The sequence below is a fragment of the Sulfurovum sp. UBA12169 genome, from assembly GCA_002742845.1.
Lineage (GTDB): Bacteria > Campylobacterota > Campylobacteria > Campylobacterales > Sulfurovaceae > Sulfurovum.
In genome coordinates this window covers 90591-105355 of record DLUH01000004.1, presented here as the reverse complement: position 1 = coordinate 105355, position 14765 = coordinate 90591, and the positions used below count along the sequence as shown (strand labels likewise).

Below are 14765 nucleotides of genomic sequence, written 5' to 3'. Positions count from 1 at the left end.
ATCCGACAAGCAGTATCATAAATTTAAAAATATAACGATTTTCCATTGCTGAACCTTTGATGATATTTTTTGCCGCATTCTGACCATTTTAGCTTTTTATCTCTGTTTATGTCAATATTAACGTCTTTTAGTGCTAGCGGTAGTTTCCAAAATAAAAATCAATCATGAAATTTAAACTGTAGTTTGGCTTGTAGTCAAATTTTTTATGAAAATTCACGGCAGGCCCTATCTCATAAAAGAACCATTTGCGCCAGATGCTTTCTCTCCATCTGAGCGAAGTGGTGTAGTTGTTGATGCCGCTGTAGGTTTTCGCTTGTTCGGGGTTGGGGTTGCTCGGTGAAAAATCAAGATACTCGGTGTTTCCTTCAAACGATTGAGAGATACTAAAACCTTTATCTTTTTTGGGGCTTTGGAAGTATTGCAGTGCAAGAGCATAATCCATGCCGTTTATTTCCGATTCGGTTTTTCTGTGCAGAAGCAGTCTGAAAAAAGCGGAATTTTCAAGTTTTTTATCAAAGTAGATATTGGTCTGTTCGATAAACTCATTTTTGGTAGAGTATTGAAACAATTGGATTGGGTCTATCAGCCAATTATCGACCTTGAGGGGGATGTTGTATTTGGCGCGCACAAAGGGAGTTATACCCGTCATTCCTAACGAGTATCTGGAGACAATACCGTATGCTTGAGGAGCAAAATAGTGAATACCGATACCTGAAGACGGCTCTTCTTTGTCTAGGGTTTCATGAAAAAGATCTTTAGCGTTTTCATCCGTAAGGTTGTCGATAAAAATTTTTAAATGTTTTTTGCTTCTGCTTAAAGGCAGCTGCGCATTGAGATTGGCATTAAAATTGTTTGATTCTTTTGAGTGAAAATCGCTTTCAAGCCTGAGGCGAAGATATGTTTTTTCCGATTCATCAAAAAATTTTTGGTTTTGAAAAAAAGAATCCATTTTTTTGACTTCATTGCTAAGGGGATCATTGGGTGCAGCAGTATCGGGGGTGTCATTGTACGGATCTTCAAGCCAATTACACAGTTTGGTATCTATAAGCTCGGACCATTCTAGTATTTTGCCCGAAAAATCGGTGTAGAGTTCATCAACGTAAGAGGATTGGTTAGTATCGTTTTGGCTGCTGCTGGCATGCAGTGTACAAATCATCAGCACTATACCAAAATTTTTTTTTAGCACCATATTCTCCCTTCTTTCTTTGCGCTCTTCTCTTTTGAGGCTTTGCTCTGAAATAATTTTTATTTTAGCACAATTTCTAATTTTTTATGACTTCGGTTTTGCATGCTGTTGGGCAAACAAAAAATGAAATCGGCCGATCTTTTTGGTTTAGACGGGTATCATGATTAATCATAATTTTAACAAATTGGCATTATTATATAGAAAACGGAGAATAGAATGACAAAAAAAGAACTTGAAGAATTTAGAACACAATTAGCACAAATGAAAACAAAACTGCAAAATACGATTTTGGGGTTAAGAAACGAGCTTGAGCTGGTTGTCGGCAGTGAAGACGGAATCAACGATATGGAAGATTTGGCGTCATTGGAAAGAGAAAGCATGCACGACAATACGCTTTTAGCGCAGCAGCAGCACGAACTTTCAGAGGTCATCCATGCCCTTTCCAAGATAGATAAAGGCACGTATGGCATATGTGAAGAAAGCGGCGACGTCATTTCGCTTGAACGGTTGCGCGCTATGCCGCATGCACGTTATTGTGTTAAAGATGCAAAAAAGCTGAATATGTAGCCTTGTGCTATCTTTCTGTCATGCCGTATTGCAAGCGGGGCGGCATGAATTTTTTCCTTTCAAAGGGCGGGGCGGTTTCATAGAGATAAACGGTTTGGCCTCTAAAATTACTTCCTTTCTCATGACCGATTTAAAAATGTTTGATGCGGGTGTCTTTGCTGGCTATGTAATTTGGATAAAATAGCAAAATAAAAAAGCAGACAGCATATAAAACGCTGATGATTTGATAGTGCGGCGCTTAAGCCCAAAAGCAAAAAGCTGTTTAACTAGAAATAAGCGATTGCAATTTTACAAAAAAGAGGTTGGATGTTAATGTATTTGTTGGCCATTATCGCAGGTTTTGCGCTTTTGGTTTGGAGTGCGGATAAGTTTGTCGAAGGAGCAGCAGCGACAGCCAAACATTTAGGGATGCCGACACTTTTGATCGGTATTTTGATTGTCGGGTTTGGCACAAGCGCGCCTGAAATGGTGGTTTCTGCAATTGCAGCATATGAAGGAAACCCTTCATTGGCGCTAGGCAATGCCCTAGGATCCAACATTGTCAATATCGCGCTTATATTGGGTGTGACGGCTATGATCGCCCCTATAGCCGTTCATTCTAAAATAGTTAAAAAAGAAATTCCGCTTTTGGTTTTGATTGTGCTTGCAAGCGGATATGCATTATTGGACTATCGTTTGACGCTCATGGAAGGCATATGGCTTTTAATCGGATTTTTTGCACTGATAGGCTGGTCCGTTTTTGCTGCCGTAAAAAGCAAAGGCGATGTTTTTGAAGATGAAATGCAGGCTGAGCTTAAAGCACACGCAATGAGTCTAAAGGCCGGCATTGTTTGGCTTGTTTTTGGTTTGATTCTTTTGATAGTAAGCTCACGGGTGCTTGTATGGGGCGCCGTCGGAACGGCGCAAGAGTTTGGCGTAAGCGATTTGATTATCGGTCTTACCATTGTGGCGCTTGGCACTTCGCTGCCGGAACTCGCCGCTTCGGTTATCGCTGCACGAAAAGGTGAGCACGATATTGCCATAGGCAATGTCGTAGGATCTAATATGTTCAATCTTTTAGCCGTTGTAGGGATAGCTACGGTAATTTCTCCTGTGGACACAATGCCGTTTGAAGTTTTACAAAGAGATTGGATGGTGATGTTTGTTTTGACTTTGGCGCTTTTGGCTATGGCATATAAAGCCAACGGGGGAAACGGAACTCTAACAAGAGCAAAAGGGATCAGTTTAATTCTTTGCTATATAGCGTATAATACTTATTTGGGAATAGGTTTGGAAGTTTAATCTCGCAGCAGGATTATGCGGTATGGATAATGAATACAAAAATAAAAACACATCCAAAATAACAACGGCAGTTTTTTTTCTGATCACAGGGCTGGCTGCTGTCTATCTATCTATAATTGTGTATAAAAATTTTATCATTCCTTCTTCTTCCCCTAGGGAAGTGACGCCAAAAGAGCATCTGTGCGATGACGAACAAAGAACGATCGCTGTTTTTGAGCAAACAAGTCCTTCGGTTGTCTATATTGCAACAAGCCAAAGAGTGAGGGATTTTTGGAATAGAAACGTCTTTAGCGTACCAAAAGGAGCCGGGTCTGGCTTTGTGTGGGATACTCATGGCCATATCGTAACCAATTTTCATGTGATCGAAGGGGCTTCAGAGGCTACCGTTTGGCTCAATAACGGACAAAGCCATAAGGCATCTCTTGTCGGCGCAAGTCCTGAGCATGATCTTGCCGTTTTAAAAATCTTTGTGGCTTTCAATTCGCCTCCCCCGTTAAAAATAGGTTCCAGCCACGATCTAAGAGTCGGACAAAAAGTCTTTGCTATCGGCAATCCTTTCGGATTGGACTATACGCTTACAAGCGGCATCGTTTCGGCGCTCGACCGCACATTGGATCTTGAGGGCGGTCTGGCCATTGAGCATTTGATCCAGACGGATGCGGCCATCAATCCCGGAAATTCAGGCGGGCCTTTGCTGGACAGTTCAGGACGGTTGATCGGCATCACTACAGCAATTTACAGTCCGTCGGGTGCCTATGCGGGTATCGGGTTTGCGGTGCCTGTAGATACGATCAACCGTGTCGTTCCGCCACTCATCTCAAGCGGCAAATACATACGGCCGTCACTAGGAATTATTGTAGATGAGGGTTTAAATAATTTGATTACCGAGAAGTTTGGCATGGAAGGCGTAGCGGTATTGGGTGTGCAAAAAGATTCGCCCGCTTTTCATGCCGGCATTACCGGAAGCCGGATTGATAGGAGCGATCATGTTATTCTTGGTGATGTTATCGTATCTGTTGACGGGAAAAAGGTTCGTTCGCTCTCTAATCTTTTTGCCATCTTGGACGAACATCGAGTCGGTGATAAAGTAACGCTTGGAATTATTAGAAACCAAAACACAATTAAAGTAGAAGTACGCTTGGCCCAATAAAATTTCGGACAGAAATACAGATGCACAGTTTTTGTATGACCTGCAGCATATAGATATAACATAAAGTTTTTATAAAATTAGATTAATTAATCTAATATTTTTTTGGTACAATTTATACAGTAGGCAAAAAATAATGCGGAGGCTGCAAAGTGGAAAGAAATCGTATTGAGAAACAGGTAGAAGAGCTGAAGGTGCGTCCCCATTTGACAGAGTATGAGAAAACTTATAAAGAGTTTCAATGGGAAGAGGTAGCATCGCAGTTTGAGGGGCTGCCATCTGGAGGATTAAACATTGCGCATGAAGCGATCGATCGGCATGCCAATGGCCCGTTGGCTCAAAAAACCGCTTTGGTGTGGCTGGGGGAAGACGGCCAAAGGCGCGAATTTACATTTAAGCAGATGAAGCAAGAGAGCGCCAAGTTTGCCAATGTGCTCCGTTCGCTCGGTCTTTCCAAAGGGGATTGTGTCTTTACATTGTCAACACGCCTTCCGGAGCTCTATATTGCGGCAATGGGCATTTTTAAAAATCGCAGTGTTTTATGTCCGCTTTTTTCCCAGTTTGGCCCGGAGCCAATATTGCAGCGGATGGTGCGGGGCGACGCCAAGGCGCTTTTGACGACAAAAGCTCTTTTTGAGAAGAAAGTGCGTCCTTTGCTTGATCAGCTGCCGCAATTGGAAGTTGTGCTGCTTATTGATGCGCAAGAAGATGAGAGCAGCAAAGTGCGCTCTTTGGCGAGTTTGATGCAAAAAGCCTCCGATGTTTTTGAGATTTTGCCCACAGACCCCGAAGATATGTCTCTTCTTCATTTTACCAGCGGGACGACAGGAATGCCCAAGGGTGTTGTGCATGTACATAAGGCAATCTATATGCATTGGATGAGCGGCAAATATGTCTTGGATTTTCATCCTGATGATATTTTTTGGTGCACTGCGGATCCGGGCTGGGTGACAGGAACCTCTTATGGTATCATTGCTCCTTGGCTTCATGGGATTACAAACGTTGTGGATGAATCAGAATTTGATGCACAGCGGTGGTATGCGATTTTACAAAATGAAAAAGTAAGCGTTTGGTATACGGCCCCTACGGCGATAAGGCGTCTGATGCGTCTTGGTTTTGAACCGCCAAAAGAGTATGATCTTTCGAGACTGCGGCTCATTCAAAGTGTTGGAGAGCCTCTTAATCCCGAAGCGGTTGTTTGGGGTGTAGAAAAATTGAAACTGCCTATTCATGATAATTGGTGGCAGACGGAAACAGGGGGGATCATGATTGCCAATCTGATCTCCCAGCCAATCTGGCCGGGTTCTATGGGGCGGCCGCTTCCCGGAGTAGAAGCAGCAATCGTTCAAAAAAAAGAAAACGGCGGTATTGTCGAGATCATTGGCCCGTATAAAGAGGGGGAGCTTGCGCTTAAGCCGGGCGGCCCTTCGATGTTTCGGGGTTATCTTCATGACGAAGAGCGTTATGAGAAATGTTTTGTTGAGGGATGGTATCTGACAGGAGATTTGGCCTATAAAGATGAAGAGGGGTATTTTTGGTTTATCGGGCGTGCTGATGACATTATCAAAACTTCCGGCCATATGGTGGGGCCTTTTGAGGTCGAAAGTATACTGATGGAACACCCTTCTGTGGCTGAAGCAGGGGTGATCGGCAAACCTGACCCGACGGTAGGACAGTTGGTAAAAGCTTTTGTCGCTTTGAAAGAAGGATTTGAGCCCAGTGAGGAGCTTCGGCGAGAGCTGATCGGTTTTGGGCGAAAAAAACTAGGCGCAGCCATTGCTCCAAAAGAGATTGAATTTCTGCCAAGCCTTCCCAAAACCAGAAGCGGAAAAATTATGCGCCGGCTCCTTAAAGCGCGCGAAATGGGCCTTCCCGAAGGCGACATTTCTACTTTGGAAGCATAAAGGGGAACGAAAATGCAGACAGATTTTGCTCTTCTGGAGCACTACTATCGCCAAATGCTGCTGATACGGCGGTTTGAAGAGAAGTGTGTTGAAATGTACAGCCATGAGAAAATTCGAGGATTTTTGCATCTTTATATTGGCGAAGAGGCTATTGCGGTGGGTGTGATGGATGCTTTAAGTCCTGAAGACAGTATTCTTGCTACCTATCGTGAGCACGGTCATGCATTAGCACGGGGCATTCCGGCTAAAACAATCATGGCGGAAATGTTTGGTAAAGCCCAGGGATGCTGTCTTGGGCGGGGCGGCTCAATGCATCTTTTTGATGCAGCAACGCGTTTTTACGGCGGAAGCGCTATCGTGGCAGCAGGATTGCCGTTGGCAGTGGGTATGGCGCTTGCGGACAAGATGATGAAAAGCAACCGTGTCACTATTTGTTTTTTTGGTGATGGTGCGGTAGCCGAAGGGGAGTTTCACGAATCGCTCAATTTGGCAGCATTGTGGCATCTGCCAATTCTCTTTGTTTGTGAAAATAACCGCTACGGGATGGGAACGGCGCTGGAGCTTTCCCAGTCAGAACCCAATCTTGCCCAAAAAGCCCTCTCTTACCGTATAAAGGCCGGCCAAGTTGACGGCATGGATGTGTTGGAGGTTGCAAAAGCGGCAAAAAATGCAGTATTGCAGATCAAAGAAAGCGGAGGGCCGTTTTTTTTGGAGTGCCTTGCCTATCGTTTTCGGGGGCATTCGATGTTTGATGCGGAACTTTACCGAGATAAAGTAGAAGTCGAGGAGTGGAAAAAAAAAGATCCGCTTCTGGCGCTGCAAAGCAAACTTGAGTCCGAGGGTTCTTGGACAAGTATAAAAAAAGACGAAATCGAAAAAGAGGTTGCCGCCATCGTAAACGAAGCGGTAGAGTATGCCGAGCAAGGTACGCCGGAGCCTCTTGAGGATTTGGAAAAATTTGTTTATTCTTCGGGAGCAGATCAATGAATGAAACAATCACATATCGTGAAGCAGTGAGAGTGGCTATCCGCGAAGCGATGCAGCGCGATGAGAGAGTTTTTTTAATGGGAGAGGATGTCGGACGCTATGGCGGCAGCTTTGCCGTAAGTATGGGATTGCTGGAGCAGTTTGGAAGCGAACGGATCATCGATACCCCTCTTAGCGAGTCGGCCTTTACCGGTGCGGGAATCGGTGCTGCGCTTAACGGAATGCGGCCTATCGTAGAGATCATGACGGTTAATTTCAGTCTTTTGGCGCTCGATCAGATTATGAATAATGCCGCTACGATACTGCATATGTCCGGCGGACAGTTTAACGTGCCGCTGGTGATCCGCATGGCAACAGGCGGGGGAAAACAGCTCGGCGCGCAGCATTCGCATTCTTTGGAAGGGTGGTATGCCCATATCCCAGGGCTCAAAGTGCTTACGCCTGCAACTGTGCAGGATGCATACGATATGGTGGGGCTTGCCCTTGCCGATCCTGATCCGGTATTGATTTTTGAAAATTCTCTGCTTTACAATGCCAAAGGGGCGCTAGATAGGCAAGCAGAACCGCTCAAGATAGGCAAAGCGCTTGTACATCGTGAAGGAAAAGACCTCAGTATCTTTACTTACGGCATCAGTCTTTTTAAGGCGCTTGAAGCAGCAGAAATTCTCTCCAAAGAGGGGATGGAGACGGAAGTGATCGATTTGCGTTCTCTGCGTCCGTTGGATGATGAGACAATCATGCGTTCTGTCCGCAAAACCCATCGTGTGCTCATCGTTGATGAGGGGTGGAAATCAGGCAGTATTTCCGCGGAGATCATGGCGCGCATCAATGAGCAGGCTTTTTATGAGCTTGATGCCCCGATGATGCGGGTTTGTTCGGCTGAAGTGCCTTTTCCTTATGCCAATCATCTTGAGCAGGCCGCCTTGCCGCAACCTGAAAAGATTGTTGCTGCGGCAAAAAAACTTATGGAGGGGATATGAGTACATTTGTCATGCCAAGTCTCGGCGCAGATATGCAATCGGCTGTCTTGATGGAATGGAAGGTTAAAGAAGGCGATCCTGTAAGCAAAGGAATGGTAATCGCTGAAGTGGAGACAAGCAAAGGGGTGATTGAAATTGAAGTATTTGAAGACGGCATTATAGAGAAGCTTTTAGTCGAAGAGGAAACCGAATGCGCAGTAGGGATGCCGTTGGCGCTTATTGGCAACAAAGATACGGCAACAACCGCCAAGCAAATAACCCAAGATCTTGTAACACTTTCTTTAGAAACTCCCAAAGAGCCTAAACACGAAACGGTGACTCCTGAGAGGATCAAAGCCTCTCCTGCAGCACGAAAGAGAGCCAAAGAGCTGGGCGTAGAGCTTTCAAGTGTTGTGGCAGACAAAAAAACGGTACATCTTGCCGCAATCGAATCTGAAGTTACGGCCAAAACACTGCAGCCAAGCGGTATGCGTCAAGCCATCGCCAAAGCGATGAGCCGCTCCAATGCCGAGATTCCCCATTACTATCTCAGTACTTCCGTCAATATGACGCCGGCACTGCATTGGCTTGAAGCGTATAACAAAAACAGAAGCATCCAAGAGCGCATTCTGCCTGTGGCCCTTTTGATACGTGCAGCGGTGTTTGTGCTTAAAGAAGTCCCGGAGCTTAACGGTTTTTGGAAAAATGACCAATTGCAAATGAGTACGCAGATCAATCCGGGCATTGCAATTGCGCTGCGTAAAGAGGGACTTATTACTCCGGCGATTTTGGGGGCAGAGCAGATGGATTTGGATACCACGATGCAAGCGCTCGGCGAGCTGATCACGCGTACACGCTCGGGAAAACTCCGCAATACAGAGATTACCCAGCAGACGATTACCATCACCAATTTGGGAGATTTGGGGGTTGAAAACGTTTATGGAGTGATTTACCCGCCGCAAGTTGCGCTCATAGGGTTGGGACGTATCATCGATGCACCGTGGGCAGAGGGAGATGCGCTTTGTGTACGCAAAGTGATGCAGGCAACCCTTGCAGGAGATCACCGGGCAACCGACGGACGCACCGGAGGACAATTTCTAAACAAATTCAATCAAATCTTACAAACGCCAGGGGAGTTGCTATGACCAAAGAACAGATTAAACAAACTATTATCGAACAAATTTTAGAGATTGCACCGGATGTTGAAGAGAATGAAATTGTTTCTGATAAAAACATTCAGCGTTCGCTGGAGATTGATTCTTTCGATTTTCTAAAAATTCTTACCGCACTCAATGACGTATTGGGGATTGCAGTGCCTGAAGCCGATTACGGTCAAGTAGATACGCTTGATCATATGATTGCATATTTTGCCAAACGAATTGCATCATAAAAGCTATGTTTACTAAAAAATGCTGGAGAATTATTGAGACCAAAACGGGAAATGCGGCATGGAATATGGCCGTGGATGAGGCATTGCTAGAGAGCCATAAAAAGGGCGATTTGCCTATTCTTCGTTTATACCGGTGGGATAGGGCTTTGAGCGTAGGGCGTTTTTGTGATCCTGCAAAGGATCTTGATCTGCAAAACGTAAAAGAAAAATCGATCGGTATTGTTCGGCGCTTAAGCGGCGGAGGTATCTTGGTGCACGATAAGGATCTTTCGTATTCGCTTATCCTTTCTCGTTCCTTGATGGGCGAAAGAAGTATTAAAGAAAATTATCGCTATTTATGCCGGTTTTTGATATGTCTGTACGAAAAAATCGGTCTTAAGGCAAAATTCGCATGCGAAACAGGCATTCAAAGCCAGCCTTCAAGTGTTTGCTTGGCAGGATGCGAACCGTATGATCTTTTCATTAAAGGCAAAAAAATGGGAGGCAATGCCCAGCGATACACAAAGCATACACTTTTGCAGCAGGGAAGCATACCTATAGAGATTGATGAGAGGATGTTTGAGACTTTGTTTTTTAAAGAATCGGGCCTCAGTAAAGCAGCGACGCTTCAGAAGCTTGGTGTTGAGCTATCCTATGAGAAGCTTTCAACTATATTGATTGAAGCATTTTGTGAAACATTTGAAGCAGATACGGTGGCAGATTCACTTAGTTTGGCTGAAGAGCAAAACGCAAAAGCGCTTTTGGCGAGCAAGTATACCCAGGAAAATTGGAGTCTTTATGGCAAGCTTTGCTCCTAAACCCGATTGGCTTCGCAAAAAAATTACGCCCAGTGCACATCGGGCAATGAAAGAGCTGCTAGGGGAAAGAAGCATTCATACTATTTGTGAAGAAGCATGGTGTCCCAATATCAGCGAATGTTTTGGACAAAAAGTGGCAACCTTTATGATCTTGGGAACCCGCTGTACCCGCGCATGCAGCTTTTGTGCCGTAGATAGAGCAAAACCGCTTTCTTTTGATCCTTTAGAGTCTGAAAATATAGCTTGGGCAGTTTTGAAGCTGGGATTGAAGCATGTCGTGATCACTTCTCCTGCACGGGATGATCTTCATGACGGAGGTGCAGCGCAATTTTATAAAACGGTACAGGCCATAAAGGCGATAGATGATGCAATTATTGTTGAAATTCTCATTCCCGATTTGCAAAATAACGATGCCGCACTCCGGCATGTTGCAATGAGCGGCGCCGAAATCATCGGCCACAATCTAGAAACGGTGCCGCGGCTGTATCATATACGTAAAGGCGCAACCTATCAAAGCTCATTGAGTGTATTGCAAAAACTCTTGTCTTTTAATCCTTCTTGCGCAACCAAAAGCGGCATTATGCTTGGTCTTGGCGAGAGAGACGATGAAGTGTTTAAACTGATGGAGGACCTTTTAAGCGCAGGTTGCCGTCTTTTAAGCATCGGACAATACCTTTCGCCGTCATCCCGCCATGAAAGGGTTGTCGAGTATGTAAATCCGGAACGATTTGAAATGTTCCGACGGACAGGCATGCAGATGGGATTTGATCATATTAAAAGTTCGCCTTATACGCGAAGCAGCTATATGGCACATGAATATTTGGAGGAAAAATGAAACAGATGCAAGCGGTAGTCATCGGAGCAGGGCCTGCGGGATATGAAGCAGCCTTGCAGCTTGGTAGAGCAGGAGTGAAAACGTTGCTTATAGAGAAAAACAAAGAGCAGATCGGCGGCGTATGCCTCAATGAAGGATGTATTCCGACCAAAAACTATTTGCAATGTGCGGAGTTTGCCACAAAAGCTTCGCTTTTTAGTGATTACGGATTACAAATGGAATCTAAAGGATTAGACATACACCGGCTTTTAAACAAAACCCAATCGCTAAAAAACGAGCTTCGCTCGGGGGTAGTGTGGCTGCTAGAACAAGCCGGCGTAGAGATCTTTTACGGAAGCGCATCTTTTATAGATCCGTATCATATCGATGTTTCAGGAGAAACGATAGGCTTTGAGCGGTGTATTGTCGCAACAGGTTCGCAGACCAAAGAAGCAGAGAATCTTCCTTTGGACGGCAGGCGTATTATCTCCAGCAGGGAGGTGTTCGAGATGCAATCGCTTCCTTCGTCTATCACAATTGTCGGAGGCGGACCGATCGGATGCGAGTTTGCTACATTTTTTAGTACGTTTGGCACAGAAGTAACGATGATTGTGCGAGGGCCTCAGCTGCTTTCCAAAGAAGACGAAGATGTATCAAAAGCGCTTTTGCGTTCTTTTAAAAAGCGTTCCATTCAAGTGTTTACTTCGGCGGATATTTTAGGCGTGCAGGTAAACAATGAAAGGGTTGAATTGCTGCTTAAGACAGAAAACGAAGAGCGGATAACATGCGAAACACTCTTGTGTGCCATCGGAAGAGTGCCCCGCACTAAGGAGTTAAAACTTGAAAATGCCGCTATCAGGCAAGATGAAAAGGGGTTTGTCGAGGTAAACGAGGCATTTCAGACAAGCCAAAAACATATTTATGCCGTCGGAGATTGTATTGATACGCCGGGCTATGCGCATACAGCTTACGCCGAAGGAAAGATCGCAGCACATAATATTATTACAGGTCAAACTGTCATCAATACGCATGTTTCTCCTTCCGCGATTTTTTCAGATCCGCAAATTGCTTCTTGTGGGCTAAACGAGAAAGAAGCCAAAAAGCAAGGTTATGCTTTTGACGTGAAAAAAGTTTTTTTTAAAGCAAACGCTAAAGCAAAAATTGCAGGAGATGATTCGGGGTTTATAAAACTAATTGCGTGTTCTCAAACCAATGAAGTGCTAGGGGCCTGCATTGTCGGAATGCAGGCAACAGAGCTTATTCATCAGCTGCTATTGGCTGTTGAGAAAAAGCTAACTGTTAAAGAGCTTTCTGCGCTTATTCATGTGCATCCCACTCTTTCGGAGATAATATCCCAGCTTTAACTCCATACCCCTTCGATCTTGGTTCCGCAGGAAGGACATTCGTTGGCATTGATTAAATGATTCGTTACATATTGACCGATATGGCCATGCCGGCCAATCACCAAATGATGACAGTTGGGACAGTAGGTTGATTCACGACTTTCATCGTCGATGTTTCCTACATAAACATATTTTAACCCCATTTCCTTGCCGATCTCATAGGCGCGGCGAAGTGTTTGGGGCGGAGTAGGGGGAACATCTTTCATTTTATACATCGGATAAAAACCGCTGATATGCCATGGCATCGACGGATCAAGATCCGCTTGAAATTTAGCGATGGCGCGGATCTCTTCATCTGAGTCATTGTGTCCCGGAATGAGCAGGGTGGTTGTCTCTACCCATATCTCTTTTTTGCGCGCATATTCAATGGTATCAAGCACAGGTTTAAGCGATGCGCCACAGATATTTTTATAGAAAGACTGACTGTAGGATTTGATATCGATATTCATTCCGTCCAAAAAAGGAGCGATTGTATCGATTGCTTTACGGGTTTCATAGCCGCTGGTGACATAGATATTTTTCAGTCCTGCTTCATGCGCAAGTTTAGCGGTATCATAGGTATATTCGAAAAAAACTACAGGCTCATTGTAGGTATAAGCGATACTTTGGCATCCCTGCTGAAGCGCTAAATCTACTGCTGTCTGCGGAGAGAGAGGGCGTCCGAAAACTTCATGGTTGTGTTCTTTTGGGTATTGGGAAATATCGAAATTTTGACAAAATTTGCAAGAAAAATTGCAGCCAACCGTCCCAAACGAAAAGGCCTTTGATCCAGGCAAAAAATGAAACATCGGTTTTTTTTCAACCGGATCGACATTGACCGCAGCAGCCAGGCCATAGGTAAGAAGTTTCAACTCCCCGTTTTCAACCTTGCGAATACCGCAGATGCCGTATTCTCCTTCATGAAGTTTGCAGTGCTGATTGCATGCTTCGCATGCAATCCTCCCGTCTTCGAGTTTTTTAGAAAGCCATGCTGCGGACGACATTGTAACTCCTTTGAAAACGTTTTTTACGCCTCTTTGGTAAAATGTTTCAACAATTGATCGTCAGGAATCTTAGTGAGATCTGATTGAAGATTGATTGTCATATTGCTTTTTACTGAAGGGTTTAAAAGTTCCACGATTTGATTGTTGATAGCTTTTGGTGCAGCCAAATACCATTCTTCATGCTTATGCTCTGCAAGTGCATTTGAGATTTCCTGTGCTATCTCTTTGATCCGTCGTCGTTCTTCTTCAAGGCCAAGGTTGTGGTCTTCGCCCGAACCGCTTCCTCCTACACCGTGAAAATTCCCTTGACGATCAGAAACTTTTTCTCTGATTCTCAGATGTGTTTCCAGGCTGTCTATGCTTTGAATAAGATCAAGGGCTTCTCTTCCCATCGGATCAATTTTGCTGCCAAAAAGTTTAAAGCGTTGCAGATCAGTAATAATAATAAGTTTTGTGGACATGTGAACTCCTCTAATTTTATAGCTCCTGTTGAAATATGACAATTTCAATCCCAGCTAATTTATTGTACCAAAATTAACTCAAAAAAAATTCCAAAATTTATAATAAACTTAAAAATTTTTCATGGATTATTGTTTTGCCGCATTATGATAATATTTTCGGCTTGACGTATTTGATAAAGACAAAACCGTTGTTTGTACTTTTAACCCCCAAAGCAGTATCATAAACAAAACCGGCTTTTTGTGCCAGTGTGGTAACTTCTTGGGTCGAATAGAAAGAAGCCTCTCCGTAAAATTTGCTTTCGGCTTTTTTCTCTAGATACTTTTTCCCCATCGGCGAATTTTTTTCAACCATGCCGATAAGAAGAAATCCGCCCGGAATGATGACGCGATAGGCCTCCGATAGGGCTTCAAACAGATCGTCCACAAAACAAATCGTTGTGATCATGACGGCAAAATCAAATTTTTCATTCTCAAAAGGAAGATTTTCGGCAATGCCGTCAATGGCTTCCAGTCCTTTTTCCTGCGCAAGTTGCCTCATTCTCTTTGAAGGCTCGATACCGATTTTGATGCCCAAAGGGAGCGCAAATTTTCCGCTTCCTATCCCTATTTCAAGGCCGTTGGAAGCCGAGCCTATCAGTTTTTTTGCGGTCTGCACCTCGTCTTCATAAATTGTTTGGTTTTTTTCAAACCATACTTCATAAGCGTCTGCATGTTGTTCGAAACTCTGTGTTTTTGCCATTAAAATAGTTATCCTTTCTTTTTTATCTTAACATCGTATTGAATCCAGCTATTATTATAGCAGTTAGAGATTCGGGAACAAATAAACAGTAAATACATTTTAAAATAGAGATTTAAAAGCTTTTAAAGAATTTTTAAGACAATATAT

Annotated in this window: 16 protein-coding genes; 12 read left to right on the top strand and 4 right to left on the bottom strand. The window is 44.1% G+C overall.

Annotated features, from left to right (window positions below):
* Positions 1-133 precede the first annotated feature (133 nt).
* The gene (locus CFH81_04915) at positions 134-1189 is read right to left on the bottom strand and encodes a hypothetical protein (protein DAB40579.1); all 1056 of its coding nucleotides are present in this window, start codon (positions 1187-1189) and stop codon (positions 134-136) included.
* Between the two features lie 213 nt (positions 1190-1402).
* On the opposite strand from CFH81_04915, the gene CFH81_04910 reads away from it, so the two are divergent.
* From CFH81_04910 to lpdA, 12 genes are all read left to right on the top strand, one after another.
* Complete coding sequence (locus tag CFH81_04910; GenBank protein ID DAB40578.1) at positions 1403-1753, top strand: hypothetical protein; 351 nt, start codon at positions 1403-1405, stop codon at positions 1751-1753.
* A 4-nt stretch (positions 1754-1757) separates the two neighbouring features.
* Positions 1758-1937, top strand: a complete 180-nt coding sequence (locus CFH81_04905) for a hypothetical protein (protein ID DAB40577.1) — start codon at positions 1758-1760, stop codon at positions 1935-1937.
* 122 nt (positions 1938-2059) lie between these two features.
* On the top strand, positions 2060-3034 hold the full coding sequence (locus CFH81_04900) for a calcium/sodium antiporter (protein DAB40576.1): 975 nt from the start codon (positions 2060-2062) through the stop codon (positions 3032-3034).
* 22 nt (positions 3035-3056) lie between these two features.
* Positions 3057-4184: a 2-alkenal reductase gene (locus CFH81_04895; GenBank protein DAB40575.1), complete on the top strand. Its 1128-nt coding sequence runs from the start codon at positions 3057-3059 to the stop codon at positions 4182-4184.
* 149 nt (positions 4185-4333) lie between these two features.
* Positions 4334-6085 carry an acetate--CoA ligase gene (locus CFH81_04890; protein ID DAB40574.1) on the top strand — a complete coding sequence of 584 codons (1752 nt, stop codon included), beginning with the start codon at positions 4334-4336 and terminating at the stop codon, positions 6083-6085.
* Positions 6086-6097: 12 nt separating this feature from the next.
* A complete protein-coding gene (gene pdhA, locus CFH81_04885; protein DAB40573.1) occupies positions 6098-7072 on the top strand; it encodes a pyruvate dehydrogenase (acetyl-transferring) E1 component subunit alpha in 975 nt (324 codons plus the stop codon).
* The gene (locus CFH81_04880; protein ID DAB40572.1) at positions 7069-8052 is read left to right on the top strand and encodes an alpha-ketoacid dehydrogenase subunit beta; all 984 of its coding nucleotides are present in this window, start codon (positions 7069-7071) and stop codon (positions 8050-8052) included. The genes pdhA and CFH81_04880 overlap by 4 nt, the downstream gene beginning before the upstream one ends.
* Entirely contained in the window at positions 8049-9176 is a 1128-nt protein-coding gene (locus tag CFH81_04875; GenBank protein ID DAB40571.1) for a pyruvate dehydrogenase, read from the top strand. The genes CFH81_04880 and CFH81_04875 overlap by 4 nt, the downstream gene beginning before the upstream one ends.
* Positions 9173-9421 carry a phosphopantetheine-binding protein gene (locus CFH81_04870; protein ID DAB40570.1) on the top strand — a complete coding sequence of 83 codons (249 nt, stop codon included), beginning with the start codon at positions 9173-9175 and terminating at the stop codon, positions 9419-9421. Before CFH81_04875 ends, CFH81_04870 begins: the two co-directional genes overlap by 4 nt.
* Before the next feature lie 5 nt (positions 9422-9426).
* Positions 9427-10218 (top strand): ligase, encoded by a 792-nt coding sequence (locus CFH81_04865; protein ID DAB40569.1) that lies wholly within the window; start codon positions 9427-9429, stop codon positions 10216-10218.
* Positions 10199-11053 (top strand): lipoyl synthase, encoded by an 855-nt coding sequence (gene lipA, locus CFH81_04860; GenBank protein DAB40568.1) that lies wholly within the window; start codon positions 10199-10201, stop codon positions 11051-11053. The genes CFH81_04865 and lipA overlap by 20 nt, the downstream gene beginning before the upstream one ends.
* Complete coding sequence (gene lpdA, locus CFH81_04855) at positions 11050-12396, top strand: dihydrolipoyl dehydrogenase (GenBank protein ID DAB40567.1); 1347 nt, start codon at positions 11050-11052, stop codon at positions 12394-12396. The genes lipA and lpdA overlap by 4 nt, the downstream gene beginning before the upstream one ends.
* Here lpdA and amrS read toward each other — a convergent pair.
* The 3 genes from amrS to CFH81_04840 form a co-directional block, all read right to left on the bottom strand.
* A complete protein-coding gene (gene amrS, locus CFH81_04850; protein DAB40566.1) occupies positions 12393-13418 on the bottom strand; it encodes an AmmeMemoRadiSam system radical SAM enzyme in 1026 nt (341 codons plus the stop codon). The two genes, lpdA and amrS, sit on opposite strands and share 4 nt — an antisense overlap.
* Before the next feature lie 23 nt (positions 13419-13441).
* On the bottom strand, positions 13442-13879 hold the full coding sequence (locus CFH81_04845; protein ID DAB40565.1) for a hypothetical protein: 438 nt from the start codon (positions 13877-13879) through the stop codon (positions 13442-13444).
* Between the two features lie 142 nt (positions 13880-14021).
* Positions 14022-14618 carry an SAM-dependent methyltransferase gene (locus CFH81_04840; GenBank protein ID DAB40564.1) on the bottom strand — a complete coding sequence of 199 codons (597 nt, stop codon included), beginning with the start codon at positions 14616-14618 and terminating at the stop codon, positions 14022-14024.
* Between the last annotated feature and the right edge of the window lie 147 nt (positions 14619-14765).